The organism is Variovorax sp. dw_308 (genome assembly GCF_019207085.1).
Lineage (GTDB): Bacteria > Pseudomonadota > Gammaproteobacteria > Burkholderiales > Burkholderiaceae_C > Variovorax.
On record NZ_JAATOM010000021.1, the window covers coordinates 89,658 to 114,485 of the forward strand.

The 24,828-nt window shown below is 66.1% G+C and carries 26 protein-coding genes; 12 read left to right on the plus strand and 14 right to left on the minus strand.

Features of this window, described 5'->3' with window-relative positions:
* Positions 1-2 precede the first annotated feature (2 nt).
* Complete coding sequence (locus tag HCU76_RS28750; protein ID WP_213958214.1) at positions 3-1,562, minus strand: long-chain-fatty-acid--CoA ligase; 1,560 nt, start codon at positions 1,560-1,562, stop codon at positions 3-5.
* A gap of 135 nt (positions 1,563-1,697) precedes the next feature.
* Here HCU76_RS28750 and HCU76_RS28755 point away from each other — a divergent pair, with 135 nt between their 5' ends.
* From HCU76_RS28755 to HCU76_RS28765, 3 genes are all read left to right on the plus strand, one after another.
* Positions 1,698-2,705 (plus strand): AraC family transcriptional regulator, encoded by a 1,008-nt coding sequence (locus tag HCU76_RS28755; RefSeq protein ID WP_218511201.1) that lies wholly within the window; start codon positions 1,698-1,700, stop codon positions 2,703-2,705.
* 35 nt (positions 2,706-2,740) lie between these two features.
* Positions 2,741-3,355 carry an HAD family phosphatase gene (locus HCU76_RS28760; RefSeq protein ID WP_218511202.1) on the plus strand — a complete coding sequence of 205 codons (615 nt, stop codon included), beginning with the start codon at positions 2,741-2,743 and terminating at the stop codon, positions 3,353-3,355.
* A 213-nt stretch (positions 3,356-3,568) separates the two neighbouring features.
* On the plus strand, positions 3,569-4,129 hold the full coding sequence (locus HCU76_RS28765) for a GNAT family N-acetyltransferase (RefSeq protein WP_218511203.1): 561 nt from the start codon (positions 3,569-3,571) through the stop codon (positions 4,127-4,129).
* A gap of 110 nt (positions 4,130-4,239) precedes the next feature.
* Here HCU76_RS28765 and HCU76_RS28770 read toward each other — a convergent pair whose 3' ends face one another.
* The 8 genes from HCU76_RS28770 to HCU76_RS28805 form a co-directional block, all read right to left on the minus strand.
* Positions 4,240-4,668: a VOC family protein gene (locus HCU76_RS28770; protein ID WP_218511204.1), complete on the minus strand. Its 429-nt coding sequence runs from the start codon at positions 4,666-4,668 to the stop codon at positions 4,240-4,242.
* 147 nt (positions 4,669-4,815) lie between these two features.
* Positions 4,816-6,060 (minus strand): phenylacetate--CoA ligase family protein, encoded by a 1,245-nt coding sequence (locus tag HCU76_RS28775; protein WP_213958209.1) that lies wholly within the window; start codon positions 6,058-6,060, stop codon positions 4,816-4,818.
* Complete coding sequence (locus HCU76_RS28780) at positions 6,057-6,869, minus strand: ABC transporter ATP-binding protein (protein WP_213958208.1); 813 nt, start codon at positions 6,867-6,869, stop codon at positions 6,057-6,059. The genes HCU76_RS28775 and HCU76_RS28780 overlap by 4 nt, the downstream gene beginning before the upstream one ends.
* An 8-nt stretch (positions 6,870-6,877) precedes the next feature.
* Complete coding sequence (locus HCU76_RS28785; RefSeq protein WP_213958207.1) at positions 6,878-8,197, minus strand: ABC transporter substrate-binding protein; 1,320 nt, start codon at positions 8,195-8,197, stop codon at positions 6,878-6,880.
* Between the two features lie 46 nt (positions 8,198-8,243).
* Positions 8,244-9,308 (minus strand): branched-chain amino acid ABC transporter permease, encoded by a 1,065-nt coding sequence (locus tag HCU76_RS28790; RefSeq protein ID WP_213958206.1) that lies wholly within the window; start codon positions 9,306-9,308, stop codon positions 8,244-8,246.
* Between the two features lie 13 nt (positions 9,309-9,321).
* Positions 9,322-10,251, minus strand: a complete 930-nt coding sequence (locus HCU76_RS28795; RefSeq protein ID WP_213958205.1) for a branched-chain amino acid ABC transporter permease — start codon at positions 10,249-10,251, stop codon at positions 9,322-9,324.
* Between the two features lie 353 nt (positions 10,252-10,604).
* Positions 10,605-11,387 carry an ABC transporter ATP-binding protein gene (locus HCU76_RS28800; protein WP_213958204.1) on the minus strand — a complete coding sequence of 261 codons (783 nt, stop codon included), beginning with the start codon at positions 11,385-11,387 and terminating at the stop codon, positions 10,605-10,607.
* Positions 11,388-11,546: 159 nt separating this feature from the next.
* Positions 11,547-13,628: a long-chain fatty acid--CoA ligase gene (locus HCU76_RS28805; RefSeq protein WP_218511205.1), complete on the minus strand. Its 2,082-nt coding sequence runs from the start codon at positions 13,626-13,628 to the stop codon at positions 11,547-11,549.
* Here HCU76_RS28805 and HCU76_RS28810 point away from each other — a divergent pair.
* The 8 genes from HCU76_RS28810 (at position 13,600) to HCU76_RS28845 (ending at position 19,075) form a co-directional block, all read left to right on the plus strand.
* A complete protein-coding gene (locus tag HCU76_RS28810; protein ID WP_213958202.1) occupies positions 13,600-14,352 on the plus strand; it encodes a Crp/Fnr family transcriptional regulator in 753 nt (250 codons plus the stop codon). The two genes, HCU76_RS28805 and HCU76_RS28810, sit on opposite strands and share 29 nt — an antisense overlap.
* 28 nt (positions 14,353-14,380) lie before the next feature.
* Positions 14,381-15,583, plus strand: coding sequence for a YhcG family protein (locus tag HCU76_RS28815; RefSeq protein ID WP_256354541.1), 1,203 nt, complete (start codon positions 14,381-14,383; stop codon positions 15,581-15,583).
* Positions 15,584-15,585: 2 nt separating this feature from the next.
* Positions 15,586-16,203, plus strand: a complete 618-nt coding sequence (locus HCU76_RS28820; RefSeq protein WP_213958201.1) for a hypothetical protein — start codon at positions 15,586-15,588, stop codon at positions 16,201-16,203.
* Between the two features lie 57 nt (positions 16,204-16,260).
* A complete protein-coding gene (locus HCU76_RS28825) occupies positions 16,261-16,473 on the plus strand; it encodes a hypothetical protein (RefSeq protein ID WP_213958200.1) in 213 nt (70 codons plus the stop codon).
* 87 nt (positions 16,474-16,560) lie between these two features.
* Positions 16,561-16,983 carry a hypothetical protein gene (locus HCU76_RS28830; RefSeq protein ID WP_218511206.1) on the plus strand — a complete coding sequence of 141 codons (423 nt, stop codon included), beginning with the start codon at positions 16,561-16,563 and terminating at the stop codon, positions 16,981-16,983.
* Between the two features lie 36 nt (positions 16,984-17,019).
* Positions 17,020-17,277, plus strand: a complete 258-nt coding sequence (locus tag HCU76_RS28835; protein ID WP_213958198.1) for a hypothetical protein — start codon at positions 17,020-17,022, stop codon at positions 17,275-17,277.
* Positions 17,278-17,505: 228 nt separating this feature from the next.
* Positions 17,506-18,408 carry an SDR family oxidoreductase gene (locus tag HCU76_RS28840; RefSeq protein ID WP_213958197.1) on the plus strand — a complete coding sequence of 301 codons (903 nt, stop codon included), beginning with the start codon at positions 17,506-17,508 and terminating at the stop codon, positions 18,406-18,408.
* 106 nt (positions 18,409-18,514) lie between these two features.
* Entirely contained in the window at positions 18,515-19,075 is a 561-nt protein-coding gene (locus HCU76_RS28845) for a dihydrofolate reductase family protein (protein ID WP_213958196.1), read from the plus strand.
* 77 nt (positions 19,076-19,152) lie between these two features.
* Here the strand turns inward: HCU76_RS28845 and HCU76_RS28850 are convergent, their stop codons facing one another.
* From HCU76_RS28850 to HCU76_RS28870, 5 genes are read right to left on the minus strand one after another with little or no spacing between them, the layout of a single operon-like run.
* Positions 19,153-20,367: an ABC transporter substrate-binding protein gene (locus tag HCU76_RS28850; protein ID WP_218511207.1), complete on the minus strand. Its 1,215-nt coding sequence runs from the start codon at positions 20,365-20,367 to the stop codon at positions 19,153-19,155.
* Positions 20,364-21,395 carry a branched-chain amino acid ABC transporter permease gene (locus tag HCU76_RS28855; RefSeq protein ID WP_218511208.1) on the minus strand — a complete coding sequence of 344 codons (1,032 nt, stop codon included), beginning with the start codon at positions 21,393-21,395 and terminating at the stop codon, positions 20,364-20,366. Before HCU76_RS28855 ends, HCU76_RS28850 begins: the two co-directional genes overlap by 4 nt.
* Positions 21,392-22,264 carry a branched-chain amino acid ABC transporter permease gene (locus tag HCU76_RS28860; RefSeq protein WP_218511209.1) on the minus strand — a complete coding sequence of 291 codons (873 nt, stop codon included), beginning with the start codon at positions 22,262-22,264 and terminating at the stop codon, positions 21,392-21,394. Before HCU76_RS28860 ends, HCU76_RS28855 begins: the two co-directional genes overlap by 4 nt.
* The gene (locus HCU76_RS28865; protein ID WP_218511210.1) at positions 22,264-22,977 is read right to left on the minus strand and encodes an ABC transporter ATP-binding protein; all 714 of its coding nucleotides are present in this window, start codon (positions 22,975-22,977) and stop codon (positions 22,264-22,266) included. The genes HCU76_RS28860 and HCU76_RS28865 overlap by 1 nt, the downstream gene beginning before the upstream one ends.
* Positions 22,961-23,773 (minus strand): ABC transporter ATP-binding protein, encoded by an 813-nt coding sequence (locus tag HCU76_RS28870; RefSeq protein WP_256354544.1) that lies wholly within the window; start codon positions 23,771-23,773, stop codon positions 22,961-22,963. Before HCU76_RS28870 ends, HCU76_RS28865 begins: the two co-directional genes overlap by 17 nt.
* Before the next feature lie 263 nt (positions 23,774-24,036).
* On the opposite strand from HCU76_RS28870, the gene HCU76_RS28875 reads away from it, so the two are divergent.
* The gene (locus HCU76_RS28875; RefSeq protein WP_218511211.1) at positions 24,037-24,750 is read left to right on the plus strand and encodes a Crp/Fnr family transcriptional regulator; all 714 of its coding nucleotides are present in this window, start codon (positions 24,037-24,039) and stop codon (positions 24,748-24,750) included.
* Positions 24,751-24,828 lie beyond the last annotated feature (78 nt).

The following is a 24,828-nucleotide window of genomic DNA, read 5'->3' on the forward strand; positions in this document are numbered from 1 at the left end:
GTTCATGCCACGGCGCGTTCGCGTCCTGCCCAGAAGGGTTCTCGCAGCTTGACTTTCAACACCTTGCCCGCCCCCGACAGCGGCAGCGCCTCGGCGAAGTCCACGCTGCGCGGGCACTTGTAGCCGGCGATCAGCGCCTTGCAATGCGCGATCAACGCCTCGCATTCCACTTCCTGTTGCGGCTTGCGCACCACCACCGCATGCACCGCCTCGCCCCATTCCTCGCTCGGGATGCCGATCACCGCGCAGGCCGCGACGGCGGGATGCTGCGCGATCGCGTTCTCGACCTCGGCCGAGTAGACGTTCTCGCCGCCGCTGATGATCATGTCCTTGAGCCGGTCGGCGATGAAGATGAAACCGTCCGCGTCCATCCGGGCGCCGTCGCCGGTGTGCATCCAGCCGTCGCGCAGCGCGGCTGCGGTGAGCTCCGGTTTGTTCCAGTAGCCCTGCATCACGTTGGGCCCGCGCACCACCACTTCGCCGACCGTGCCGAGCGGCACTTCCTCGCCGAACGGGTCGACGATGCGCACCTCCGTGCAGTGGCTGGCGCGCCCGGCAGAGCGCAGCTTGCCGAGATGGCGCGCCTCGGGTGTGTGGTACCAGGCCGGGTTGACCGTGGCCACCGGCGACAGCTCGGTCATGCCATAGGCCTGCGTGAATTCCACGCCCGGCAGCGCGGCCATCGCGCGTTCCAGCACCGCCTCGGAAATCGGCGAGGCGCCATAGGCGATGCCCTTTAACGACGACAGGTCACGCGGCTTCTGCATCGCCGGGTGGTCGACCAGCATCTGGATCATCGTCGGCACCATCAGCGTGTGCGTGACGCGGTCGCGCTCGATGGTGTCGAGCACCTGCTCGGGGTTGAACATCGGGATGATCGTGTGCGTGTTGCCCTCGATCCAGTGCGGCGTCGCGATGCCCATGTCGGCCAGGTGGAACATCGGCGCGGCGTGCAGGTAGGTGCCGCCGGGCGAGGCCAGGCCTTCCGCGCGCAGGGCCAGCCCGGAGCTGCACAGGTTGGTGTGGCTCAGCATCACGCCCTTGGGGAAGCCGGTGGTGCCGCCGGTGTAGAAGATGCCGGCCAGGTCTTCGCCGCGGCGCACTGCGTCGGGCACCGGCGTGGCTTCGCGCAGCAGGTCTTCATAGCCGAGCATGCCGGCGGGCGCCTCGCCGTCGCCGCAATGGATCACCGCGCGCAGCGTGGCGGCATCGCGGCGGAAGGGCTCGACCAGCGGCGCGAAGGTCGCGTCGACCAGCAGGATGATCGAGCCCGAGTCGTTCAGCGAATAGAGGATCTCGGGCGCCGACCAGCGGATGTTGCAGGGGTTGAGCACGCCGCCGCCCCAAGGCACGGCCATCTGGTATTCGAGGTAGCGGTCGGAGTTGAGCGACAGCATCGCCACGCGATCGCCGGGCTGCATGCCCAGTTGCTGCAATGCGCCCGCGAGCCGCGCGACACGGTCGGCGAATTCGCGGAAGGTGCGCTGACGGCCGGCGAAGCGAACGGCGACGCGGTCGGGGTGCTGCTGCACGGCGCGGTGCAGTCCCTGGGTGAAGTACATGGTGCTTGTCTCCTCGGGCCTTCGGGAAATCCGCGGCCTGCTTGTTGGTGCCCCATGGTAGAAATCTGCGGCCTCGCGAGCGATTGCGCTTTGCGTCGATCCGATGGCAAAAGGCCCCAATCCGACTGTCTTCCGATGCTGCGCCCGCCCGTCACGATCCCGATCGCTTTTGTACAAGGCATGGTGTCCGGCGTGCAGGCGCGCGGCCTGGCGAGCGACCCCTTGCTGGCGGAGGCGGGCATTGCGCCGGCGCTGCTGCACGAGCCCGGCGCGCGCGTGACGGCCGACCAGTATCTCGCGCTGTTCCAGTTGCTGATGGAGCGATTCGACGACGAGTGCCTCGGCTTCCTGTCGCGACCGCTGCGGCGTGGCAGCCTGGCGCTGATGTCGCGTTCGGCGATCAGCGCGACCACGCTGGACGTGGCGATCCGCCGCGTCGCGCACACCTTCCGGCTGCTGCAGGACGACCTGGTCGTGGAACTGGTGCGCGATGGCGAACTGGCCGGCCTGTCGCTCCGCTTCGACAACCCCGCCGTCGCGCAAGCGACCTTCGTGCACGAGTTGCTGCTGCGCATTTTCTGGCGCGTGCTGGCCTGGCTGGTGGGCGGCCAGCTGCCCGCCGCGCGCTTCGGCTTCGCCTTCCAGAGCCCGCCCTATGCCGGCAGCTACGGCAAGGTGTTTCCGGCGCCGCTGCAGTTCGGCTGCCAGCATTCGGCGTTCTGGTTCGAGGAGCGATACCTGCGCAGCCCGGTGCGGCGGGACGAGGCCGCGCTGCGCGCCTTCCTGGCCGATGCACGCACGCAGGTGATCGTGCCCCGGCGCGGCGACGATCCGCTCGCCGCGCGCGTGCGCAGCCATCTGCAACAGGCACAACCCGACTGGCCCGACCTGCTGGCCACGGCCGAGGCGCTGCACATGTCGGGCTCCACGCTGCAACGGCGCCTGGCGGGCGAAGGGACGACCTTCCAGTCGCTGAAGGACGAGCTGCGACGCGACACCGCCATCGTGCGCCTGAACACCAGCGCGGTGCCGCTGGCGACGCTGGCCTTCGAGCTGGGCTTTGCTGACAGCGCGGCATTCCAGCGTGCGTTCAAGGGCTGGACCGGCAGCGCGCCGGGGGCGTATCGGCGCGGCGGGGCCTGATTGTTGCTTGATCGGCACACCACCCCAAGCTTCCCATGCGCATTCGCCCGCAACTGGTCCTGTTCGACATCGACGGCGTGCTGTGCCAGTACGACCGTGCGGTGTTCCAGGGCGCGCTCGGCGCATTGACCGGCCACACCGCGGAGTTCGTGCGCGAGGCAGTCTGGGGCTCTGGGCTGGAGACACGGTCTGATCGCGGTGAAGTCGATGCGCAGGCGTATCTGCGGGAGATGTCCGGGCGCCTGGGGCACCGCGTGACGCTCGACGATTGGCTGGCTGCACGCCGCGCGGGCATGGCGCCCGATGCGCGCGTTCTGGCGTTGGTCGGACGCGTGAAGCGACACTGCGCGATCGCGGGGCTCACGAACAATTCGGCGATGCTGTCGGAGCACATCGAGACGCTGTGCCCGGAGATCGGGCGGTACTTGAAAGGGCTGATCGTCACGTCGGCGATGGTGGGTGCGACCAAGCCGGATGCCGCGGCTTATCTGCGCAGCATCGAGCGCTTCGGTGTGCAGCCCGGCAGCGTGCTCTTCATCGACGATGTCGCGGCCAATGTCGAAGGCGCGGTCAGGGCCGGCCTGCAGGCCTTCCTGTTCGTGGATGCGGAGCGGCTGGAGCAGGAACTGGAGGGCCATGGGTTGCTGTGACGGGCCGAATGCCCGGCGGTGGACTCGCGATGCACCGATGAATGGAGATCCAGGTATTGGCGATCGTTGGTCATGACGAAGTACCGCTGGCGGCGTGATCGCGGCCGCGAGACAATCGAAGCGGTCACGAGTTGAGGGCAGTGTCTGGCCACCCGGAACGATCGCTGCGGCGGCCGTGGTCCATGCCTGCATGACTTTGGAGCGAACTGAAAAATGAGCGACAAGGACCTGGACTTCCATCAACCGATCACGCTGCGCGACGGCCGGCCGGCACTGATTCGTGTCATGCACCCGGGCGACAAGGAGCGGCTGCAGACTGCGTTCGCGAAACTGGACCCGCAGTCGATCTATACCCGCTTCTTCTCGATGCGCAGTGAACTGCCGGAGCGGGCCTTCGAACGCATTGCCGCGATCGACTTCGTGAACCTGGCCGGCCTGGTCGTGACGATCGGAAGCGATGCTGACGAGACCGTCATCGGCAGTGCCTCGTACGTCGGCCACACCGACAGCGATGGTGCGAAGGTGGCCGAGGTGGCGTTCACGATCGAGGAGGACTTCCAGGGCCAGGGCCTGGCGAGTCAACTGCTGGCCGCGCTGGTCACGCTGGCGCGGCGCCATGGCCTGAAGCGCCTCGAAGCCGAAGTGCTGGGGAGCAATGCGCCGATGCTGGCGGTGTTCCAGCGAAGCGGGTTGCCGCTGCGCCGGCGCAGGGACGGCGGTGTGATCCATCTCGATCTCGATCTCGATCTCGATCTCGCGGCGCCGGCGGGCTGAACGCGCACCGGAGACGGATCTGCACTTCGATATCCGGGGTGCAGACTCAAGGAACGCCGAATGCGCTTATTGGTTTCGCAAGCCGGTGAGACGCGTAGTTGCGTGCGCGATCAAAACGTGATGTGCACGGATCGCGCACTCCGCTTCGCCTCGCCATGAAAGACGGCCTCGATGTTGTTGCCATCCGGGTCAAGCACGAAGGCCGCGTAGTAGCCCGGATGGTAGGCACGCTCGCCGGGCGCGCCGTTGTCCTTGCCGCCATGGGCGAGTGCCGCTTTGTAGAACGCGTCCACCATGGCCCGGTCCTGAGCCTGAAAGGCCAGGTGATGGCGTCCGGTCAGGGCGCCTTGCGCTGCCTGGCTTTCACTCGTCGAGACGAACAGCTCGTCGGCCCAGAAGAAGCCTTCGCCCGTGCCGCCGATGGGAATGTCCAGGACCGCGAGGATCGCCGTGTAGAAGGCCTGCGAAGCGGGGAGGTCCCGCACGACCAGCTGGATGTGATCGATCAGACGGCCGCGATGAAGTTCTTGCGTTTCCATGGGTGCAACTCCTTCTGAAAACACGGCTTCGCCCGTTGCAAGTTCCGGGCGTCGCCGAGGGACTCGACTGCGCCGGCACATGCGACGCGGCCGGGGATCCTGACCGTCCGACGCGCCGATGTCATCCGGCAAGCGCGGCCCCCCATTTCATCGATAGCTGCGCGCGTCCTCGATCACCTTGCCATCGTTCGGCAGGCTGCCCGCCGGCACGCAGACCACTTCGCTGCGCAACTTGGTCACATCGCGCACCGCGTCGGCAATGCGCTCGCACAGGCCCGCGGTTTCAGGCGCCTCGACCTTCAGCGTCATGCGGTCCTGCGCCATCTCGCCTTCTACGACGAGGCGTGCGCGGACGATTTCGGCAAAACGCTTTGTCACCTCGGCCACCTGCCCGGGGTGTACGAACATGCCGCGCACTTTTGTAGTCTGGTCGGCCCGGCCGAGCCAGCCCTTGATGCGGGTGTTCGTCCGGCCGGTCGGGCATGGCCCGGCCAACACCGCCGACAGGTCGCCGGTGCCGAAGCGCACCAGCGGATAGTCGCGATTGAAAGTGGTCACCACGACTTCGCCCACCTCGCCGTCCGGCACCGGGTCACCCGTGCCGGGCCGCACGATCTCCAGCAGCACGCCTTCATCGAGCACCAGGCCTTCATGCGCGCGGGTCTCGTAGGCGATGAGACCCAAGTCCGCGGTCGCGTAGCTTTGCACGGCGCCGATGCCGCGCTCGGCCAGCCAGTCGCGCAGGCTGGGCGGGAAGGCTTCGCCGGAGACCATCGCCTTGGTCACGCTGGGCAGCTTGATGTCGAGCGACTCGGCCTTCTCGACCAGGATCTTCAGGAAGCTCGGCGTGCCGACATAGCCGTCGGGCTTCAGCTCGATCATCGCTTCGAGCTGCTGCTCAGTCTGGCCAGTGCCGCCGGGGAACACGGTGCAACCCAATGCATGCGCGCCGTTCTCGAGGATCGCGCCGGCCGGGGTCATGTGGTAGCTGAAGCTGTTGTGGATCAGCTCGCCGCTACGAAAGCCCGCCGCGTACAACGAGCGCGCGGTGCGCCAGTAGTCGATGGCCGTGCCCTCGGGCTCGTAGATGGTGCCGGGGCTTGCGAACACGCGCCGCATGGCCGGGCCGCGCACGATGGCGCTGAAGCCGCCAAGCGGGTCTGTCGCGCGCTGCGCCTTCTGGCGTTCCAGCAACTCCGACTTGCGCGTGACCGGCAGCTTGGCCAATGCCTCGCGGCTGCGCACCGCGTTCGCATCCACGTCCTTCAGGATCTGCGCGAAGGCCGGCGCCGCGGACTGCGCATGCGCCACCTGCCGGGGCAGGGCCATGAGCAGGTCGGCCTCGCGTTGCGCGGGGTCGCGCAGTTCCAGTGCGTCGTAGAAATCCGTCATGCCAGCCACCGTTTCCTGCGCTTGTAGCTCTTCACGTCGCGGAAGCTCTTGCGCTCCGCGCCGCCGACGCCGAGGTAGAACTCCTTGACATCCTCATTGTTCGCCAGGTCGCCGGCCTTGCCGTCCATCACGATGCGGCCGCTTTCCAGGATGTAGCCGTAGTCGGCGTAGCGCAGAGCCATGTTGGTGTTCTGCTCGGCGAGCAGGAAGGTCACGCGCTCCTTGTCGTTCAGGTCCTTCACGATGCCGAAGACCTCGTCGACGATCTGCGGCGCGAGGCCCATCGACGGCTCGTCGAGCAGCACCATGCTCGGGTTGGCCATCAGTGCGCGGCCGATGGCGCACATCTGCTGCTCGCCACCGGAGGTGTACGCGGCCTGCGACGTGCGCCGCGTCTTCAGCCGCGGGAAGTAGGCGTAGACCTTCTCCAGCGTCGCCGCGATCGCGGCCTTGCCGTCGCTGCGCGTGTAGGCGCCGGTCATGAGGTTCTCCTCGATGGTGAGGTGCGCGAAGCAGTGCCGCCCCTCCATCACCTGCACCAGCCCGCGCCGCACCAGCTCGGCCGGCGTGAGCGCCTCGATGCGCTCGCCGCGCAGCTCGATCGTGCCCTTGGTCACCGCGCCACGCTCGCCGGCGAGCAGGTTGCTCACGGCGCGCAGCGTGGTCGTCTTGCCCGCGCCGTTGCCGCCGAGCAGCGCCACGATGCCGCCCTCGGGCACCGTGAGCGACACGCCCTTGAGCACGAGGATCACGTGGTTGTAGATGACCTCGATGCCGTTGACATCGAGCAGGGGCTTGGCCGGCTGCATGGAGGACTTCAGCTGCAGCTGCGCGGCTTGACGTTCTTGTCCTTGGCGTACTTGGCGGCGTATTCCTTGATCATGGGATCGATATGCGTCTTGTCCGACTGGTACCAGTCCGACTTGATCTCCCACTTGGAGCCGTTCCACTGCGCGATGCGCGCCCAGTCGTTGCCCATGTGGTTGGTGCAGGAGGTCTTCACCGGCCGCATGATCTCGCCGAAGCCCAGCGCCTTGAGCTTGTCCGTCGTGAGGTCGAGGTTCTCGAAGCCCCAGCGGACCTGTTCCGGCGTGAGCGACTTGCCCTTGCCGAACTTGTCTTGCGCGGCGCGAATGGCCTCCACCTGCAGCATCGAGATCATCAACCCGCGCGTGTACGCAATCGACGCGGCGTCCGACGCCGAGCCGGTGCCCTGGCCCTTGTCGTAGACGTACTTCTTCAGCTCGTCCTGAACCTTGTCCTTGGCCGCGCTGTTGTGCAGCGTGATGGCGTTGTAGCCCTTGGCGCCATCGCCGATGTCCTTCACATCGCTCTCGGAGCCGGCCCACCAGATCGCATAGATCTTGTCGCGCGGAAAGCCGCTGGCCTGCGCCTCGCGAATGCCGGCAGGCACCATGACGCCGGCCGCCCAGAAGAGCACGTAGTCAGGCTTGGCCTGGCGGATCTGAAGCCAGGTCGACTTCTGCTCGACACCGGGTGGCGTCACGGGCAGCAGCGACAACTCGAAGCCTTCCGCCTCCGCGCGCTTCTGCAGCAGCGGGATCGGCTCCTTGCCATACGGCGAGTCGTGGTACACGAGCGCGATCTTCTTGCCCTTCAGGCTGCCTTTTTCCTTCTTCGCGATGTCTTGCAGCATCACGTCGGCGGCCGTCCAGTAGGTGCCGAGCAGCGGGAAGTTCCACTCGAACACCGTGCCGTCGACAGACTGCGACAAGCCATAGCCCGGCGTCTCCACCGTCACCTTGTCGACGAAGGCCTTGTCAGTCACCGCGAAGGTGATGCCGGTCGATTGCGTGTCGAAGCCGGAGGCGCCCGTGCCCTTGCCCTTGAGGCGCTCGTAGCACTCCACGCCCTTGGCCGCGTCGTAGGCTGTCTCGCATTCCTCGTACGTGAGCTTCACGCCGTTGACGCCGCCGTCGCGCGCGTTGACGAGCTTCAGGTAGTCCTGCTTGCCATCCGCCCATGGGATGCCCAGCGGCGCGAACTGGCCGGTGCGGTAGACCAGCAGCGGGATGAACTGCTCGGCCGCCTGCGCCTGCGCGAGCGTGCTGGCCGTGACCATCGACAGCCCGGCAACGGTGAGCGCTGCGGCGCGGGCGAGAGTGCTGAAATGCATGTCTTGTCTCCTTGGATTGAACGCTGAACTTTTTGCGGGTGAAAAACTAGTGCGGGAAGGGCCAGAGGCGCAGCTTCTGCCGTGCGGTCGACCACAGGCGCGCGAGGCCATGCGGCTCGACGATCAGGAAGAACACGATCAGGGCGCCGAAGATCATGTGCTCCAGGTGCGACGCGGTGCCCGTGGAAATCGACAGCCCCAGCCAGTGCGGCACGTAGTTGAGAAACAGCGGCAGCAGCACGACGAAGCCCGCGCCGAAGAAGCTGCCGGCAATGGAGCCCAGCCCGCCGATGATGATCATGAACAGCAGCTGCAGCGACTTGTCGATGCTGAAGGCCGACGGCTCCCACGCACCGAGATGCACGAAGCCCCACAGCGCACCGGCCACGCCCACGATGAAGCTGCTCACCGCGAAGGCCGAGAGCTTGGCGTACACCGGCCGGATGCCGATGACGGCCGCCGCCACGTCCATGTCGCGCATCGCCATCCACTCGCGGCCGATCGCGCCGCGCACCAGGTTCTTGGCCAGCAGTCCGAAGACGACTACCAGCGTGAGGCACAGCAGGTACTTGTGCATCGGCGTGCTGAACTCGAAGCCGAGCATCTGCAGCGTGCGCACGCTGACCGAGCCGGAGGACGAATCGTTGGTGACCCACTTCACGCGGTTGGTGAACCAGTCGACGAAGAACTGCGCGGCCAGCGTTGCCACCGCAAGGTAGAGCCCTCGAATGCGCAGGCTCGGAATGCCGAACAACACGCCGAACACCGTCGCGCACAAGCCACCGCCGACGAGCGCGACCAGCAATGGCATGCCATCGAAGCGCACCTGCAGGTTGTAGGCCGCGTACGCGCCCACCGCCATGAAGGCGCCGGTACCCAGCGAGATCTGCCCGCAATAGCCGACCAGGATGTTGAGCCCGATGGCGGCCAGCGAGAGGATCAGGAACGGAATGAAGATCGCGCGGAAGGCGTAGTCGCTCGCGACCATCGGCAGCGCGATGAAGGCGATGGCCGCGAGCACCAGCATCGCCCAGCGATCCTGCGCGACCGGGAACAGCGCGAGGTCGGCGCGGTAGCTGCTCTTGAATTGGCCGTTTTCCCGATAGAACATCGCGTGGTTTCCTTCAGACCCGGTCGATGATCTTGTCACCGAACAAACCCTGCGGTCGCACCAGCAAGACGGCCAGCGCGAGCACGTAGGCAAACCAGTTCTCGATGCCGCCGCCAAGGTAGGGGCCGAGGTAGATCTCCGACAGTTTCTCGCCCACGCCGATGATCAGTCCGCCCAGAATCGCGCCCGGCACCGAGGTCAGCCCACCGAGGATCACCACCGGAAAGGCCTTCAGCGCCACCAGCGAGATGGAGTACTGCACGCCCAGCTTGCTGCCCCAGATCACGCCCGCGACAAGTGCGACAAAGCCGCCGATCGACCAGACGATGACCCAGATGCGCGCCAGCGGAATGCCGATCGATTGCGCGGCCTGGTGGTCATCGGCCACTGCTCGCAAAGCACGGCCGGTGGCGGTCTTCTGGAAGAACAGCGTGAGCATCGTCACCAGCGCCGCCGCGAGCACCGCAGCATAGAGGTCTTCCTTGCTCAGCAGCAGGCCGCCTTCGAACACGTTCTCCAGCACGAGCATCGGGTCCTTCGGCATGCCGATGTCGATCTTGTAGGTGGCGCTGCCGAAGAGAAGCTGGCCGGCGCTGTCGAGGATGTTCGCGATGCCCAGCGTGGCCATGAGCAACGTGATGCCCTCCTGGTTGACGAGGTGCCGCAGCGCGAGCCGTTCGATCAACCAGGCCACGACGACCATGCACAGCGCCGCGACGATGAAGGCCAGCAGGTTCGCGAGCAACGCGCTCTGGAACCCGAACCATTGCGGAAGCCACTCGGCAAAGCGTGCCATCGCCAGCGCCGCGAAGAGCACCATCGCGCCCTGCGCGAAGTTGAAGACGCCCGAGGCCTTGAAGATCAGCACGAAGCCCAGTGCGACCAGCGCATAAAGCATCCCGGCCATGAGGCCGCCGAACAGGGTTTCGAGGAAGAAGCCCACGTCAGTGGCCGCCTGCCGGATGGGACTTGGATGGGGGCGTGTGCCGAGGACACCGGGTATCTCCCTCCGCGAATGTCCCCCGGCCTGCGGCCTCCTCCTTTATTTCGCTGCGGGAGACACCCGATGCCCTCGGCACAGGGCAAGCCGCGTCGTGCCGGCCGATCGACCGCTGCGCGTCTGGATCACGTCGATGGTGTGCTCTGCGCAGCGAAATAAAGGAGGAGGCCGAAGGCCGGGGGACATTCGCGGAGCAGAGTACGCCGTCGGCGTGATCCCGCCCCAGCCCCTGCGTCGGCACCCGATCCGCTGTCCGGGACAGCAACGAACGTCGCGCGCGTGAAGGTCGTTTCATGTCAGTGTTCCGTCCCGAGGTAGGCCCGGATCACTTCCGGATTGGCCCGCACTTCATCCGGCGTGCCGTCGCCGATCTTCTTGCCGTAGTCCAGCACTACCACGCGGTCCGAGATGTCCATCACCACGCCCATGTCGTGCTCGATCAGCACGATGGTCGCGCCGAACTCGTCGTTCACGTCGAGGATGAAGCGGCTCATGTCCTGCTTCTCTTCCACGTTCATGCCGGCCATCGGCTCGTCCAGCAGCAGCACCTGCGGCTCCATCGCCAGCGCGCGGCCGAGGTCGACGCGCTTCTGCAGGCCGTAGGGCAGGCGGCCGACGGGCGTCTTGCGGTGCGCCTGGATTTCCAGGAAGTCGATGATGTGCTCGACGAACTCGCGATGCTGCAGTTCCTCGCGCTCCGCCGGCCCCCAACGCAAAGCCTGCGCGAGCAGCCCGCATTTCATCTTGAGGTTGCGCCCGGACATGATGTTGTCGAGCACGCTCATGCCCTTGAACAGCGCCAGGTTCTGGAAGGTCCGCGCCACGCCCATCTCGGCCACCTGGCGCGAGTTCATGTGCTTGAAGGTCTTGCCGCGAAAGGTGATGCTGCCGTGCTGCGGCTGGTACACGCCGTTGATGCAGTTGAGCATCGAGCTCTTGCCCGCGCCGTTCGGCCCGATGATGGCCCGCACCTCGTGCTCGCGCACGTCGAAGCTGATGTCCGTCAGCGCCTTCACGCCGCCGAAGCCGAGGCTGATGTTCTGGACGTCGAGGATGACGTCGCCGGTCTTCCTAGCCATGGACGGGCTCCAGGAATGCGGACTTGACCGTACGCGAAGGACGCGAAGATACGCGAAGGACGCGAAAGAAAACCAAAGAAGCTTCGAAGAAATTTCCCTGGAAGTTCTTTCGCGTCCTTCGCGAAACCTTCGCGTCCTCTGCGTCCGGAAGTTCGTGTTTCATGCAGCCTCCCTCACAGCCGCATACCGCTTCGCCTCGACGATCTTCAACGTCGCGTTGACAACGCCCGTGCGTCCATCCTCGAACTTCACTTGCGTCTCGATGAACTGCTCCGTCCTGCCGCCATATAGCGCGTCGACCAGCACCGCGTACTTCTCCGCCACGAAGCCGCGCCGCACCTTGCGTGTGCGGGTCATCTCGTCGTCGTCCGGGTCCAGTTCCTTGTGCAGCACCATGAAGCGCGCGACCTGCGTGTCGGCCATGCCTTCCTCGGCGGCGAGGTCGGCGTTGACCTTGGCGATGCAGTCGGCCACCAGCGCCAGCACCTCGGGCTTGCCGGCCAGGTCGACGTAGCCGCCATACGGCAGCCCGCGCCGTTCGGCCCAGTTGCCCACCGCTTCGAAGTCGATGTTGATGAAGGCACAGACCTCGTCGCGCCCGTTGCCGAAGCACACCGCTTCCTTGATCTGCGGGAAGAACTTCAGCTTGTTCTCGATGTAGTTGGGCGCAAAGATCGCGCCGGCCTTCATGCGTCCGACATCCTTCGCGCGGTCGATGATGCGCAGGTGGCCCTCGGCATCCAGCACGCCCGCATCGCCGGTGTGGAAGTAGCCGTCGGCGTCCAGCACCTCGGCCGTCGCGTCGGGCCGCTTGTAGTACTCCTTGAGCACCGACACGCCGCGCACCAGCACCTCGCCGTTGTCGGCGATGCGCAGTTCCATGCCCGGCGCGGCGGTGCCCACGGTCTGCAGCTTCACCTTTCCGTCCTGCTGCAGGCAGACATAGGCGCAGGTCTCGGTCTGGCCGTAGAACTGCTTCAGGTTCACGCCGATCGAGCGATAGAAGCGAAACAGGTCCGGCCCGATCGCCGCGCCGGCCGTGTAGGCCACGCGGATGCGGCTCATGCCCAGCACGTTGCGCAGCGGCCCGTAGACCACCGCGTTGCCGATGCCGTACATGAAGCGGTCACCGAACCCGACCGGCGCGCCGTTGAGGATGTCGGCGCCCACGCGCTGCGCCAGCGCCATGAACTTCGCATACAGCCAGCGCTTGGGCGCGGCCGCGTCTTCCATGCGGATCGACACGGCCGTGAGCAGACCTTCGAAGGTGCGTGGCGGGCCGAAGTAGTAGCTCGGCCCGATCTCGCGCATGTCGTTCATCACCGTCTCGGCCGACTCGGGGCAGTTGAGCGTGAAGCCGCCCACCAGCCACTGCGCGACGGAGAAGAGATGGTCGCCGACCCAGGCCATCGGCAGGTAGCTCATGATGTTGTCGCCGGGGCCGAGCCTGTCGGTGACCACGCCGCCATGGCCCGCCGCGATGAAGCTCGCGTGCGTCTGGCACACGCCCTTGGGCCGGCCGGTGGTGCCGGAGGTGTAGAGGATCACCGCCACGTCGGTGGCCACGCCGCTTGCCACGGCCGCATCGAAGTAGCCGCCGTTCGCGGCGTCGAAGGCGCGGCCCAGTTCGCGCAGCCGCTCGTAGCCGATCACGCCCGGCTGGTCGTAGTGGCGCAGGCCCTTGGGGTCGTCGTAGACGATGTGGCGCAGGCCCTGGTAGCCGCCTGCACCCTGCAGCTCGCGGCACTCCAGCAGCTTGTCGACCTGCTCCTGGTCTTCCGCGATGACGAAGTCGATGGCCGCGTCCTGCAGCATGAACACCATCTCGCCGGCCACGGCGTCCTGGTAGAGCGGCACCGGCACGCCGCGCAGGCTTTGCGCCGCCACCACGGCCATGTAGAGATGCGGCCGGTTGGCGCCGACGATGGCCAGGTTGTCGAAGGGCCGGAAGCCCAGGCTCGCCAGCCCGCAGGCGATCTCGCGCACCTCCGTGGCCACGCCGGCCCAGGTCCAGGTCTGCCAGATCCCGAGGTCCTTCTCGCGCACGGCGGGCGCGTCCGACTGCCTTGCCGCATGCGCGGCCAGCAGGCGCGGAAAGGTGTCGGCGGGGAGGGGAGGCAGGGTCACGTTGCGCCGGATCGTAGGCCGCACTTTGACGCCAACTTGTCGTTCGAACGACAATCCTAGGGACACTACTCCCCGGAGTTTCCCGATGAGCGCAGCGCCGACTGCCGGTTCCATCCGCGACCGCGCGCGGCCGGCCACCGCCGACGAACTGGCCAACATCCCCTGGCTGCACACGCTCTCCACCACCGAGCGCAAGCGCGCCGAGGCGGCCATCGCCGTCGCCGAAGCCGATCCCGGCGACCTGGTCTGCCGCATCGGCCGCGCGCCGACCTTCTGGTTCGGCGTGGTCGAGGGCCTGCTCAAGATGAGCAACGACAACGCCGACGGCACCTCCATGACCTACAGCGGCCTGCCGCCGGGCGGCTGGTTCGGCGAGGGCACGGCGCTCAAGCGCGAGCCCTATCGCTACAACATCCAGGCGCTGCGCCGCAGCCTCGTCGCCGGCCTGCCGATCGACGACTTCCACTGGTTGCTGGACCATTCGATCGGCTTCAACCGCTTCGTCATGAATCAGTTGAACGAGCGACTCGGGCAGTTCATCGCGGCGCGCGAGGCCGACCGGCTCAACAACCCCGATACGCGCGTGGCCCGCAACCTGGCGGCGCTGTTCAATCCGGTGCTGTTCCCCGGCGTGGGCGAGCTGCTGCGCATCACGCAGCAGGAACTGGCCTACCTCATCGGCCTGTCGCGCCAGCGCGTGAACCAGGCCCTGCGCACGCTGGAGGCGCAAGGCGCGCTGCGGGTGGAGTACGGAGGTATTCGTGTGCTGGACATGCCGGCATTGCGGGGTGGGAAGGCGGCGAACGGGCGCAGTTCGGTCCAGCCTCTGACCCGATAATCGCGCGCAGCTCACCGAGAGAACAAGATTGGCTACCCGCCTTAGTCGTATCCCGCCCGGAAAGAAATCCATCGCAACCGTCGCCCCGCTGTACGCGCGGGTGCGCGAGATCCTTGACGTCGCGCGTGCCACCGTGGCACGGACGGTCAATACCTCGCAAGTCGCCGCAAACTGGCTGATAGGAAGGGAGATAGTCGAAGAGGAGCAAAGTGGGAAGCGCCGCGCCGGTTATGGTGCGAAGGTTCTTTCGGACCTGTCGACGAGATTGAACCTGGAGTTTGGGCGCGGCTATTCGGTTGACAACCTGGAAGCGTTCCGGCAGTTCTATATCGACTACCCGCGGCTGATTTCCGTGACGCTGTCTCGGATTTCGTTGGTTGTGCCGGCTTTGCTCGCAGGCTCGATTTCCGAGACGCCGTCGCGGAATTCGAAAGAGGAGGGCGAATGGCAGCCCGGGTTGCTGCATCCCGCGCTGTCCTGGAGCCACTACCGACAACTCCTGCGCGCAGGACGTCAAGAGGCGCGCGCCTTCTACGAGATCGAGACCATCCGCAATTCATGGTCGGTCCGTGAACTGTCGCGGCAGATGGCTACCCTGCTCTACGACCGCTTGGGCAAGAGCAAGGACAAGAAGGGGCTGATGCGCCTCGCAACGCATGGGCACGAGGTGATGCAACCGCTCGATGCCCTGAAAGACCCGCTCGTGATCGAATTCCTCGGGCTGCCGGAATCTCCACGTTTGGCGGAGTCCACGCTGGAGCAAGCGCTTATCGACAACTTGCAGACCTTCCTGATGGAACTCGGCAAAGGCTTTGCGTTTGTCTCGCGGCAAGAGCGCATCACCGTCGACGGCGATCACTTCTACATCGACCTGGTTTTCTATCACACGGTCTTGAAGTGCTACGTGTTGATCGACCTGAAAGTCGGAAAGCTCACCCATGGAGACCTCGGCCAAATCCAGTTCTATGTCAACTTCTACGACCAGGAGCGCAGAACCGAAGGGGACAATCCGACATTGGGCTTGATACTTTGCCCCGACAAGAACGATGCAGTCGTGAGATATACCTTGGGCGAGCAGCAGGAGCGCAACATCTTCACGAGCCGGTACCAGTTGCACCTGCCAACGGAGCAGGAACTGGAAAGGGAACTACGTCGCGAACTCCGGCAATTGAGCGTGAGCGTTCCACCACTGGCACCTCCAGCCAAGCGCGCGAAGAGAGCTGCGTCCTGAGCATGGAAACCCTCATCCTCATCGTCTTCCTCGGCGGCGTCGCCTTCGTGCTCAAGTCGCGCGACCAGCGCCGCCGCATCGCGCTGCTGGGCAGCCACCTCGGCAACTACGAGATCGAGAAGCTCATGGAGAAGCTGACCGACGGCTACATGCGCTGCCTCGGCGAGCCCAATGCGGAGCGCCAGGCGCAGATCTGGAGCATGCTGAGCACCACCGAGCTGGACCTCTCCGCGCAGTTCAACCGCTTTGCCACCGGCTTCTCGCGCGTCGGCGAGGTGGACGCGCGCGTCAGCAAGATCCCGTTGGCCTTGCCGCTCGCCAACACGCTGTTCCCCACCGCCACCTTCGACGTGCGCAAGGCCTTTGCCATCCACGCGAAAGGCATTGCCGACGCTGCGGCCAACACGCTCGACCAGCCGCCCAAGGCCAAGGCGTTCATGATGTCGGCCGAGTTGTTCCTCATGCAGCACACCTGCCACTGGTTCTGCAAGTCGAAGATCGTGGCCTCCGCGCGGATGATGGCCAGGCACCAGACCTCCTACCAGCTCGCGCTCGAATCGGTGGCACCGGCCACGCGCGAGGCCTACCGTCGACTTGTAGGTGAAAACCCACACGGTTAACATTTTGTATTGTTTGTAACGGATAATACTTTCGACATAGACAACACCAAAAAGCCCATGCTGAGAACCTTCGCCCTCCTGCTCGCGCCCTTGTTGACAGTCGGCCTGATCTACTCGTTTGGCTGGTGGACGTTGCTCGTCACCGTCACGCTGGTGGCCTGCACCTTTGTCTTCTCGATGCGCAAGGGCACGGACGAGGACCTCGCCCGATCCGGCGCCGGCCAGACCTCGTTCGGCACGCCCACCACGTTCATGGCCCAGCTCAAGTAGGCCGGGCTTTCGCGAAAGCGACGCGCCACTGCGGCGCCGCGCCACAATTGCTGATCGGCCGACCTCCATCCCGGCCTCTTCAGCACCATGCCTCCATCCGACAAGCCATCCACGGCCGGCGCCTCCATCGCGGACGCCGGCGACGCCCTGCTCGCCGCGCAAGCGCAGCACGAGGCCATGGCCGGGCAACTCGCCGACCTGAACGAACTGCTCGCCAAGCCGCTCAACGAAATCCTCGCCGAGCGCGACAAGTTCAAGGAAGCGGCCGCCGCGTGGGATGCCTTTGGCGCCATGTGGCTGCTCTCGCAACGCGCCATGAAGCGCGTCGCGCTCGACCTGGCGGCACAGCAGGGCGTGAGCGAGGCGGAAGTCGTGAACCGCGCCATGGCCTATGCCAACGAGGTGCTCAACGGCGACGGCGTCGACCTCGGCGGAACCATCGCGGAGCCGCAGATGGCGCACATCGCCCGCCATCGCTCGCTCTTGCGCAAGCAGTTCCGCCAAGGCTGAGCCGCAACCGAACAGACGAATTACAGGGAACCCGCCATGGCCATTGCCAGATCCTTCGACACCGCCGACTACAAGCTCTTTCCGTCGCCGCGCAACGTGCACCGCACCGTGTTCGCGCACCAGGTCTTCGTGCCGCACCCGTACGCGCTGATCGACCTGCCGAGCTACTACCTGAAGGGCAAGTACAGCCTGTTTGCCGCGTGCCGCTTGTCGGACGGCAAGATGGGGCAACTCGTCACGCTGGAACTGCCGGAGGACGAGCTCAAGTTCAAGGCGAATTTCGTCCCCGATTGAAGAAGGTGCGAATCTTTCTACTGCGGCCACCGATCTCGGGCCTGCGGCGTTGGCTCCGGCATAACAAGCGCTTCGCGCAATTGTTAGCCTATGCCGCAACTAGCGTTGTCACCGTACTGGAGTACGGTTCCGCTCCGCGAACCGGCCTCCCGGCAGGCGCCCTCGCTACGAAATCTTCACACCTTCTGACCGTTTCATCGACCTCAACCAATGCAAGGAGATAGCACCATGTTCCAACCCACCCTCATGTCCGGCCAGCGCATCCTCGTGACCGGCGGCGGCACCGGGCTCGGCAAGTCGATGTCGGAGCAATTCCTGAGCCTCGGCGCCGACGTCGCCATCTGCGGCCGACGCCAGTCGGTGGTGGAGGAGACGGCGGCCGAATGGCGCCAGCAGTTCCCGGGGCGGCGCGTCGATGCCTTCGGCGTCGACATCCGCAATGCGCAGGCGGTGGACGAGATGGTCGAGTCGCTGTTCGCCAGCGGCGGCCTCACGGGGCTGATCAACAACGCGGCCGGCAACTTCGTTTCGCCGACAGAGGCGCTCTCGCCGCGCGCCTTCGATGCCATCGCCAACATCGTCTTCCACGGCAGCTTCTACGTGACGCAGGCCGTCGGCAAGCGCTGGGTGGCGCAGGCCAAGTCGGGCGAGTGGAAGGCCGGCAGCCCGTTCCGCAGCGTGATGAGCATCATCGTGACCTGGGTCGACAACGGCAGCCCGTACGTCGTGCCGTCGGCCATGAGCAAGGCCGGCATCGAGGTCATGACCAAGTCGCTGGCGCTGGAGTGGGCGCGCTACGGCATCCGCCTCAACGCGGTGGGCCCCGGCGAGATCCCGACCGAGGGCATGAGCAAGCGCCTGAACCCAGGCGAGGAGCCCGGCGCGCGCAGCAAGAAGACCAACCCGATGGGGCGCGTCGGCGAGATGAGCGAGCTGCAGAACCTGGCGGCCTTCCTCATGGCGCCGGGCCAATGCGACTGGCTCACCGGCCAGTCGATCATGATGGACGGCGGACACGCCGCGGCCACGGGCGGCAATTTCTACGAGCTGCGGCAGTGGAGCGATGCGGACTGGATGGCGGCGCGGGAACGGATCGAGGCGCAGAACGCGAAGGACAAGACCCAGCGGTGAGGGGCGGGGCCGCGCCGCGCTCCGAAAGCGGCCGGTTCAGCAGACCGAGCAGGTATTCGTCGACAAGCGACAGTCCAGCGGACCGCGCAACCCGGAGGAGATTCGCATGGGACTTCTGACCTTCAGCCTCAACGTCACCCTGGACGGCTGCGTCGACCACCAGGAGGGAATCGCCGACGACGAGACGCACGCCTTCTTCACGCGCCTCATGGACGAGGGTGGGGCGATGCTGTGGGGCCGCGCCACTTACGAGATGATGGAGACCTACTGGCCGGCGGTCGCCCGTGGCGACGTGGAGGCGCCGCCGAAGGTGCGCGAATGGGCGGTCAAGCTGGAGGTCAAGCCGAAGTACGTCGTGTCGTCGACGCGAACGGACTTCCCGTGGACCAACAGCCACCCCATCGCCAGCGACTTGCGCTCCGGCGTGCAAAAGCTCAAGGACGCGACCCCCGCCGGCGTGCTCCTCGGTAGCGGCAAGCTCGCGACCGAGCTGGACCGGCTGGATTTGATCGACGAGTACAAGTTCCTCGTGCACCCCAGGATCGCCGGCCACGGCCCGACCCTGTACCAGAGCGGGCTGCCCAACACGCGACGGCTCAAGCTGGTCTCGGCGAAGCCGCTCGGCAATGGCGCGGTCGCCATGCACTACCGGCGCGAGCGCGGCTGACAATCGCATGCAGCGGAGTGTCCGCTGCGCGGCCCGCCGCTGAACCGGAGCGTTGAACGACTGCTTCCGGGGGGCGCTCAGCGCCCGTAGACCTTCCCGAACAACACCCAGGTCTTCCCATCAAACTTCGCCAGCTGCTCACGCTCGATCGGATAGAAGTCATCCGGCCCGGTCTTGATGTTGATGCCCGGCAGCGACATCGGCAGCGTCATCTCCAGGCTGGCCGCCTGCTTCATCACGTTCTCGTGCGTGAGGTTGTCGCCGCATTGCTTGAGCACCTGCACCAGCGTCTGGGCCACGCCGTAGCCGTAGACGCTGTTGGCGTCGGTCAGGCTGCCGGCCGGGTAGAACTTCTTCATGAAGGCGAGCCAGTCCTTCATGCCCGCGTCATTGGCCCATTGCGGATCGGTCGGATCCTTGCCGTACAGCGCGGTCAGGATGCCAGCGCTGTTCTGCAGCCCCGCAGGCTCCATCACCGAGCTGACCGAGATCGACACGTTGGTCAGGTAATGGACCGGCTTCCAGCCGATCTCGGCGGCCTTCTTGATCGACATGGCCGCGAACTTCGGTGTCGTGACGTTGAAGAACACGGTCGCGCCTGAGGACTTCATGCTCAGCATCTGGCTGTCGATGGTCGGGTCGGTCACCTCGTAGGTCTGCTTGGAGACGATCATGGTCTTGGCCTTGTCGCCAAGTCCTTCCTCGAAGCCCTGCAGGTAGTCCTTGCCGAAGTCGTCGTTCTGGTAGAGCACCGCGATCTTCGCGCCCGGCTGGGTCTCGAGGATGTGCTGCGCGTAGATGCGCGCCTCGGCCGCGTAGGGCGGCTGCCAGCCCATCGTGTAGGGGAAGCTCTTCGGGTCGCCGAACTTGGTCGCGCCGGTTGCGACGAAAAGCTGCGGCACCTTCTTGTCGTTCAGGTACTTGCGGATCGCGGTGTTGGTCGCGGTGCCGAGGGGGTTGAAGACCAGCAGCACCTCCTCTTCCTCGACCAGCTTGCGCGCCATCTCGACCGTCTTGGCCGGGTTGTAGCCATCGTCGAGCGGCAGGTACTTGATCTTGCGGCCGTTGATGCCGCCCTCGGCGTTGATCTTGTCGAAGTACGCACCGATCGTCTTGCCGATCGCGCCGTAGGCGGACGCGGGCCCGGAGTACGGACCGATCTGGCCGATCTTGATTTCCTTGTCGTCGGCGCCGGGGTCGTACTTCTTCTGCGCCATCGCCGTCGAGCCAAGCATCGCAGCCGCGAGGCCGCAGGCGATGGAAAGGGTCCACGCTTTCTTCATGAGCTTCATGTCGGATGTCTCCTGGGGGTCAAAGCCGGTTTGGGGGATTTCGCGTCGGGCGCGGCTGCCGGCCGCAAGCGTGCCCACGCACCCTTGAGCAAGCCCATCGCGCCGGTGGGCATCAGGTACATGATCCCGATCAGCAGGACGCCATAGATCGCCCAGGGCGCCGATTTCGACAGCTCGTCGGCCACGTTCGGCACGAACTGGATGAAGAGCGCGCCGAAGATCGCGCCCGGGATCGAAGCCAGCCCGCCGACGACGAGTCCGACCAGCAGCGTGATGGACAGCAGCACGGAAAAACTGTCGGGCGCGACGAAGGCCACGCAAATCGCGCCGAGCGCGCCGGCCACGCCGGTGTAGGCAGCCGATATTCCGAATGCCGTCGACTTCACGATCGGCAGGTTGATGCCCATCGCCGTCGCCGCGATCGGATGGTCACGAATCGCGATCAGCGCGCGACCCGTCCGCCCGCGCAGGAGGTTGTACGCGAGCAGGAACATGATCGCCGTCACCGCGCAGGTGAAGAAGAACAGCCAGCGGTCGGCGTTCAATGGCTGTCCGAGAAAGCGGAAGGTGAAGGGCGGCTCGGGCTTGCTGAGCACGATGCCCTGCACGCCGCCGGTCCATTGCTCGATGAGCTTCCACTTCAGCAGCTGCGGCACCGCCAGTGCGAGCGCATAGGTGGCCAGCGCGAGGTAGTGCCCGCCCAGGCGCAGCGCAGGAAAGCCCATCAGGAAGCCCAGGCCGAAGCACACCACGCCGGCCACCGGCAGCGTGGACCAGTAGGGCAAGCCGAAGCGGTCCATCATGATGGCGGCCGTGTACCCGCCCATCGCGAAGAAGGCGCCGTGGCCGAGCGAGATCTGGCCGTTGAAGCCGGTCAGGATGTTGAGTCCGAGGATCGCGATCGCATACACCAGCACCAGGTTGAACTGGAACACGCGGTAGTTCTTGACCATGAACGGCAGCACGCAGAGCGCGGCCAGCAGCAGCGCCCCGAGCAACCATGCGAGCTTTTTCTGCTGGGTCGTCATACGCGCGTCACCACGCTGCGGCCGAACAGGCCATTGGGAAACAGCGTCAGCGTGCCGACGATCAGCAGCAGCGCGACGGTCAGCTTGAGTTCGGTGCCGATCACGTAGGCGCCGAGCAGGTTCTCGAGCACGCCGACGATGAAGCCACCGGCCACCGCGCCGGCGGGGTTGTCGATGCCGCCGAGCAGCGCCGCCGCGAAGCCGTAGATCAGGATGCCGGTCATCATGTTCGGGTCCAGGAACACGGTCGGCGCGATCATCATGCCGGCCACCGCGCCGATGGCCGACGCCAGGCCCCAGCCCATCGCCAGCATCCACGACACGCGGATGCCGACGAGGCGGGCCGACTCCGGGTTGTGCGCCGCTGCACGCATCGCGAGGCCGATCGGCGTGAAGCGGAAGAACGCCCACAGGCCCAGCAGCACGCACAGCATCACGCCCACCGTGCCGAGTTCGTGGGCCGAGAAGAAGCGCGTGGCGAGCGCGGAGTCCTGCGCGAAAGGGCTGGGAAAGGCCTTGATCGTGTGGTCGAAGATCCAGCCCGAGAGTGAGTTGAAGATCACCAGCAGGCCGATGAAGACGATCACATTGGTCAGCACCGGCGCGCGTTCGACCGGGCGCAGGATCAGCCGCTGGATCGCCACGCCGCCCGCGAACGAAATAGCGACGGTGGCGACGAAGGCGGCCCAGTAAGGCCAGCCCTTCTGCAGCAGCGCCCACGCGATGAAGGTCGAGAAGGTCGCGATCTCGCCCTGCGCGAAATTGATGTGGTGCGTGGCCTGGTAGATCATCACCAGCGCCAGCCCGATCGAGCCATAGATGCAGCCGGTGGCGAGGCCCGAGAAGATCTGGTGCAGCAGTGCGTCCATCAGTACCCCAGGTAGGCGCGGCGCAGCGCCTCGTCACGCCGGATGTCGTCGGCGCGCCCGGCGATGGCGACGCGGCCGGTTTCAAGCAGCACCACCGCGTCGGCCAGTTCCAGCGCCTGGGTCGCGTTCTGCTCGACCAGCAGGATGCTGACGCCGTCCTCGGCGTTGATGCGGCGCATGATCGAGAAGATCTCGCGCACGATCAGCGGGGCCAGCCCGAACGACGGCTCGTCGAGCAGCAACAGCTTCGGGTTCAGCATCAGCGCACGCGAGATCGCCAGCATCTGCTGCTCGCCGCCGGAGAGCGTGCCGGCCTGCTGCTGCCGACGCTCGCGCAGGCGCGGAAAGCGCGCGTAGGTGCGCTCGATGTCCTGCGCCACCGCGGCCTTGTCGCGCCGCAGGTAGGCGCCCAGGCGCAGGTTCTCCTCGACCGTGAGCGCGGTGAAGGTGCCTCGGCCATCCGGGACGTGCGCCACCCCAAGGCGGACGATGTCCTCGGTGCCGAGGCCCGCCAGAGCGCGCCCCTCGAAGGTCAGCGTGCCGCCGGTGCGCACCATCTGGCAGATCGCGCGCAAGGTGGTGGTCTTGCCGGCGCCGTTGGCACCGAGCAGGGCAGTGATGCGCCCATGCTCGACGGCAAAGTCGATGCCATGCAGCACCTGCGTCGCGCCATATGTCGCGGTGAGGCCGCGCGCTTCAAGCAGGCTGGGCATGTCGCCTTTCCGCCGGGGCGCCGAGGTAGGCCTCGACAACGGCCGGGTCATCGCGGACCTCGGCGGGGGGGCCGTCCGCGATCTTGCGGCCGAAGTTCAGCGCGACGATGCGGTCCGACACGCCCATCACCAGGCCCATGTGGTGCTCGACCAGCAGCACCGTGACGCCCAGGCGGTCGCGGATCTCGCGGATCAGCCGCGCCAGGTCATCCAGCTCCTCATGGTTGAGGCCGGCCGCCGGCTCGTCGAGCAGCAGCAGCTTGGGCCTGGCGGCCAGCGCCCGGCCCAGTTCGACGCGCTTCTGGATCGCGAAGGGCAGGGTGCCCACCGGCCGCGCGGCCATCGGGGTCAGCGCGAGGAAGGCCATGATCTCCTCGGCACGCTCGCGCATCTCGCGCTCCTCGGCCTTCACCTTCGGCAGTTGCAGCGCACTGGCGAGGAAGCCCGCCGATGAGCGCGAGTGGGCGCCGACCATGACGTTCTCGCGCACCGACAGCGTGCGGAACATCGCGAGGTTCTGGAACGTTCGGCCGATGCCCAGGCCCGCGATGCCGTGCGTCGGCAGCGCGGTGATCGATTGGCCCTCGAAGACGATGTCGCCTTCCTGGTAGCGGTACAGGCGGCTGAGGCAGTTGAAGAGCGTGGTCTTGCCGGCGCCGTTGGGGCCGATCAAGCCGCAGACATGGCCGCGGGCGACATCGAAGCTGACCGCGTCGAGGGCAACGATGCCGCCGAAGCGCACAAGCAAGCCACGCACGCTGAGCAGGGGCTCGGCGCTCGATGCCACATCGTCCATCGGGTCTCCGCGAGGGAAGTGAATTGTTAGCGATTGTTATAAGTAAGAACAGTGATGACCGCAATGCTCGGTTGCCCGCGGCTTGCGGGCAGCGAACTCTGCAACCATTGCCACGGCAGATCGACGGCAAGGGAATGACGAACCGGCTGGCGGCTACCGCGACGGATTGCTGTCGAGCCAGCGCCGCGTCATGATCGAAGCGCAAGCACGCGTCGGTTCGCTTCCTGCCAGGTCACCGGGTCGATCACGCGTACGGCTTCGCCATGAATGTATTTGCCGAAAACCCATGGTTCCAACGCCTGCCGCCGGCCGAGGCCGATGCGCTGCTGTGCGCCGCGACGCCGAAGCAACTGTCCCAGGGGGAACTGCTCTATCGCCAGGGCGACATGATCGGGCCCTCGCAGGCGGCGTTCTTCGGTGTCGTGCGCGGCATGCTCAAGCTGTGCATCCTGCATCCCGACGGCAACGAGGCGATCCTCACGATCACGGAACCCGGCAACTGGGTCGGCGAGGTGGCGTTGCTCGACGGCATGCGCCGGGCCAACACGGCCATCGCGCCGGTGGAAACCGAACTGCTGGCCGTCAGCGCCCGCAAGTTCGATGAACTGATGCAACGCGCTTCCTTTGCGCATGCCATCGCCAGGCTGGTGGCGGGCCGCTTGCGCATGACCTATGGGCTGATGAGCGACTCGGCCCTGCACAGCACACAGGAGCGCGTCGCGCGTCGCCTGCTCCTGCTGGCACGCGGCGACATGACCGAGAGTGGCGACCCGCGCAACATCATCACCACGTCGCAGGAAACGCTGGCCATGATGCTGAGCATCAGCCGTCCGACCCTCAACAGGGAGCTGCAGGCACTGGTGAAACTCGGCGCCATTGCCTTGCGCTACGGGCACATCGAGATCCGGAACCCGGCGCTGCTGCAACAAGAGGGCGAGGGAGCGGCCCACCTGCCGCAACGCTCACGCCCCGCCTGACCACGGAAATTTCCTCGGATCGTAAATTTCGGACAGTCAGGACCGGGCACCGATTCCTACAGTTCGGTACCGCGCGCC

Excerpts from the sequence above, each read along its gene's own strand:
- HCU76_RS28750 (WP_213958214.1), bottom strand. The coding sequence starts at position 1,562 with ATGTACTTCACCCAGGGACTGCACCGCGCCGTGCAGCAGCACCCCGAC.
- HCU76_RS28755 (WP_218511201.1), top strand. The coding sequence starts at position 1,698 with ATGCTGCGCCCGCCCGTCACGATCCCGATCGCTTTTGTACAAGGCATG.
- HCU76_RS28760 (WP_218511202.1), top strand. The coding sequence starts at position 2,741 with ATGCGCATTCGCCCGCAACTGGTCCTGTTCGACATCGACGGCGTGCTG.
- HCU76_RS28765 (WP_218511203.1), top strand. The coding sequence starts at position 3,569 with ATGAGCGACAAGGACCTGGACTTCCATCAACCGATCACGCTGCGCGAC.
- HCU76_RS28770 (WP_218511204.1), bottom strand. The coding sequence starts at position 4,668 with ATGGAAACGCAAGAACTTCATCGCGGCCGTCTGATCGATCACATCCAG.
- HCU76_RS28775 (WP_213958209.1), bottom strand. The coding sequence starts at position 6,060 with ATGACGGATTTCTACGACGCACTGGAACTGCGCGACCCCGCGCAACGC.
- HCU76_RS28780 (WP_213958208.1), bottom strand. The coding sequence starts at position 6,869 with ATGCAGCCGGCCAAGCCCCTGCTCGATGTCAACGGCATCGAGGTCATC.
- HCU76_RS28785 (WP_213958207.1), bottom strand. The coding sequence starts at position 8,197 with ATGCATTTCAGCACTCTCGCCCGCGCCGCAGCGCTCACCGTTGCCGGG.
- HCU76_RS28790 (WP_213958206.1), bottom strand. The coding sequence starts at position 9,308 with ATGTTCTATCGGGAAAACGGCCAATTCAAGAGCAGCTACCGCGCCGAC.
- HCU76_RS28800 (WP_213958204.1), bottom strand. The coding sequence starts at position 11,387 with ATGGCTAGGAAGACCGGCGACGTCATCCTCGACGTCCAGAACATCAGC.
- HCU76_RS28810 (WP_213958202.1), top strand. The coding sequence starts at position 13,600 with ATGAGCGCAGCGCCGACTGCCGGTTCCATCCGCGACCGCGCGCGGCCG.
- HCU76_RS28805 (WP_218511205.1), bottom strand. The coding sequence starts at position 13,628 with ATGGAACCGGCAGTCGGCGCTGCGCTCATCGGGAAACTCCGGGGAGTA.
- HCU76_RS28820 (WP_213958201.1), top strand. The coding sequence starts at position 15,586 with ATGGAAACCCTCATCCTCATCGTCTTCCTCGGCGGCGTCGCCTTCGTG.
- HCU76_RS28825 (WP_213958200.1), top strand. The coding sequence starts at position 16,261 with ATGCTGAGAACCTTCGCCCTCCTGCTCGCGCCCTTGTTGACAGTCGGC.
- HCU76_RS28830 (WP_218511206.1), top strand. The coding sequence starts at position 16,561 with ATGCCTCCATCCGACAAGCCATCCACGGCCGGCGCCTCCATCGCGGAC.
- HCU76_RS28835 (WP_213958198.1), top strand. The coding sequence starts at position 17,020 with ATGGCCATTGCCAGATCCTTCGACACCGCCGACTACAAGCTCTTTCCG.
- HCU76_RS28840 (WP_213958197.1), top strand. The coding sequence starts at position 17,506 with ATGTTCCAACCCACCCTCATGTCCGGCCAGCGCATCCTCGTGACCGGC.
- HCU76_RS28845 (WP_213958196.1), top strand. The coding sequence starts at position 18,515 with ATGGGACTTCTGACCTTCAGCCTCAACGTCACCCTGGACGGCTGCGTC.
- HCU76_RS28850 (WP_218511207.1), bottom strand. The coding sequence starts at position 20,367 with ATGAAGCTCATGAAGAAAGCGTGGACCCTTTCCATCGCCTGCGGCCTC.
- HCU76_RS28855 (WP_218511208.1), bottom strand. The coding sequence starts at position 21,395 with ATGACGACCCAGCAGAAAAAGCTCGCATGGTTGCTCGGGGCGCTGCTG.
- HCU76_RS28860 (WP_218511209.1), bottom strand. The coding sequence starts at position 22,264 with ATGGACGCACTGCTGCACCAGATCTTCTCGGGCCTCGCCACCGGCTGC.
- HCU76_RS28865 (WP_218511210.1), bottom strand. The coding sequence starts at position 22,977 with ATGCCCAGCCTGCTTGAAGCGCGCGGCCTCACCGCGACATATGGCGCG.
- HCU76_RS28870 (WP_256354544.1), bottom strand. The coding sequence starts at position 23,773 with ATGGACGATGTGGCATCGAGCGCCGAGCCCCTGCTCAGCGTGCGTGGC.
- HCU76_RS28875 (WP_218511211.1), top strand. The coding sequence starts at position 24,037 with ATGAATGTATTTGCCGAAAACCCATGGTTCCAACGCCTGCCGCCGGCC.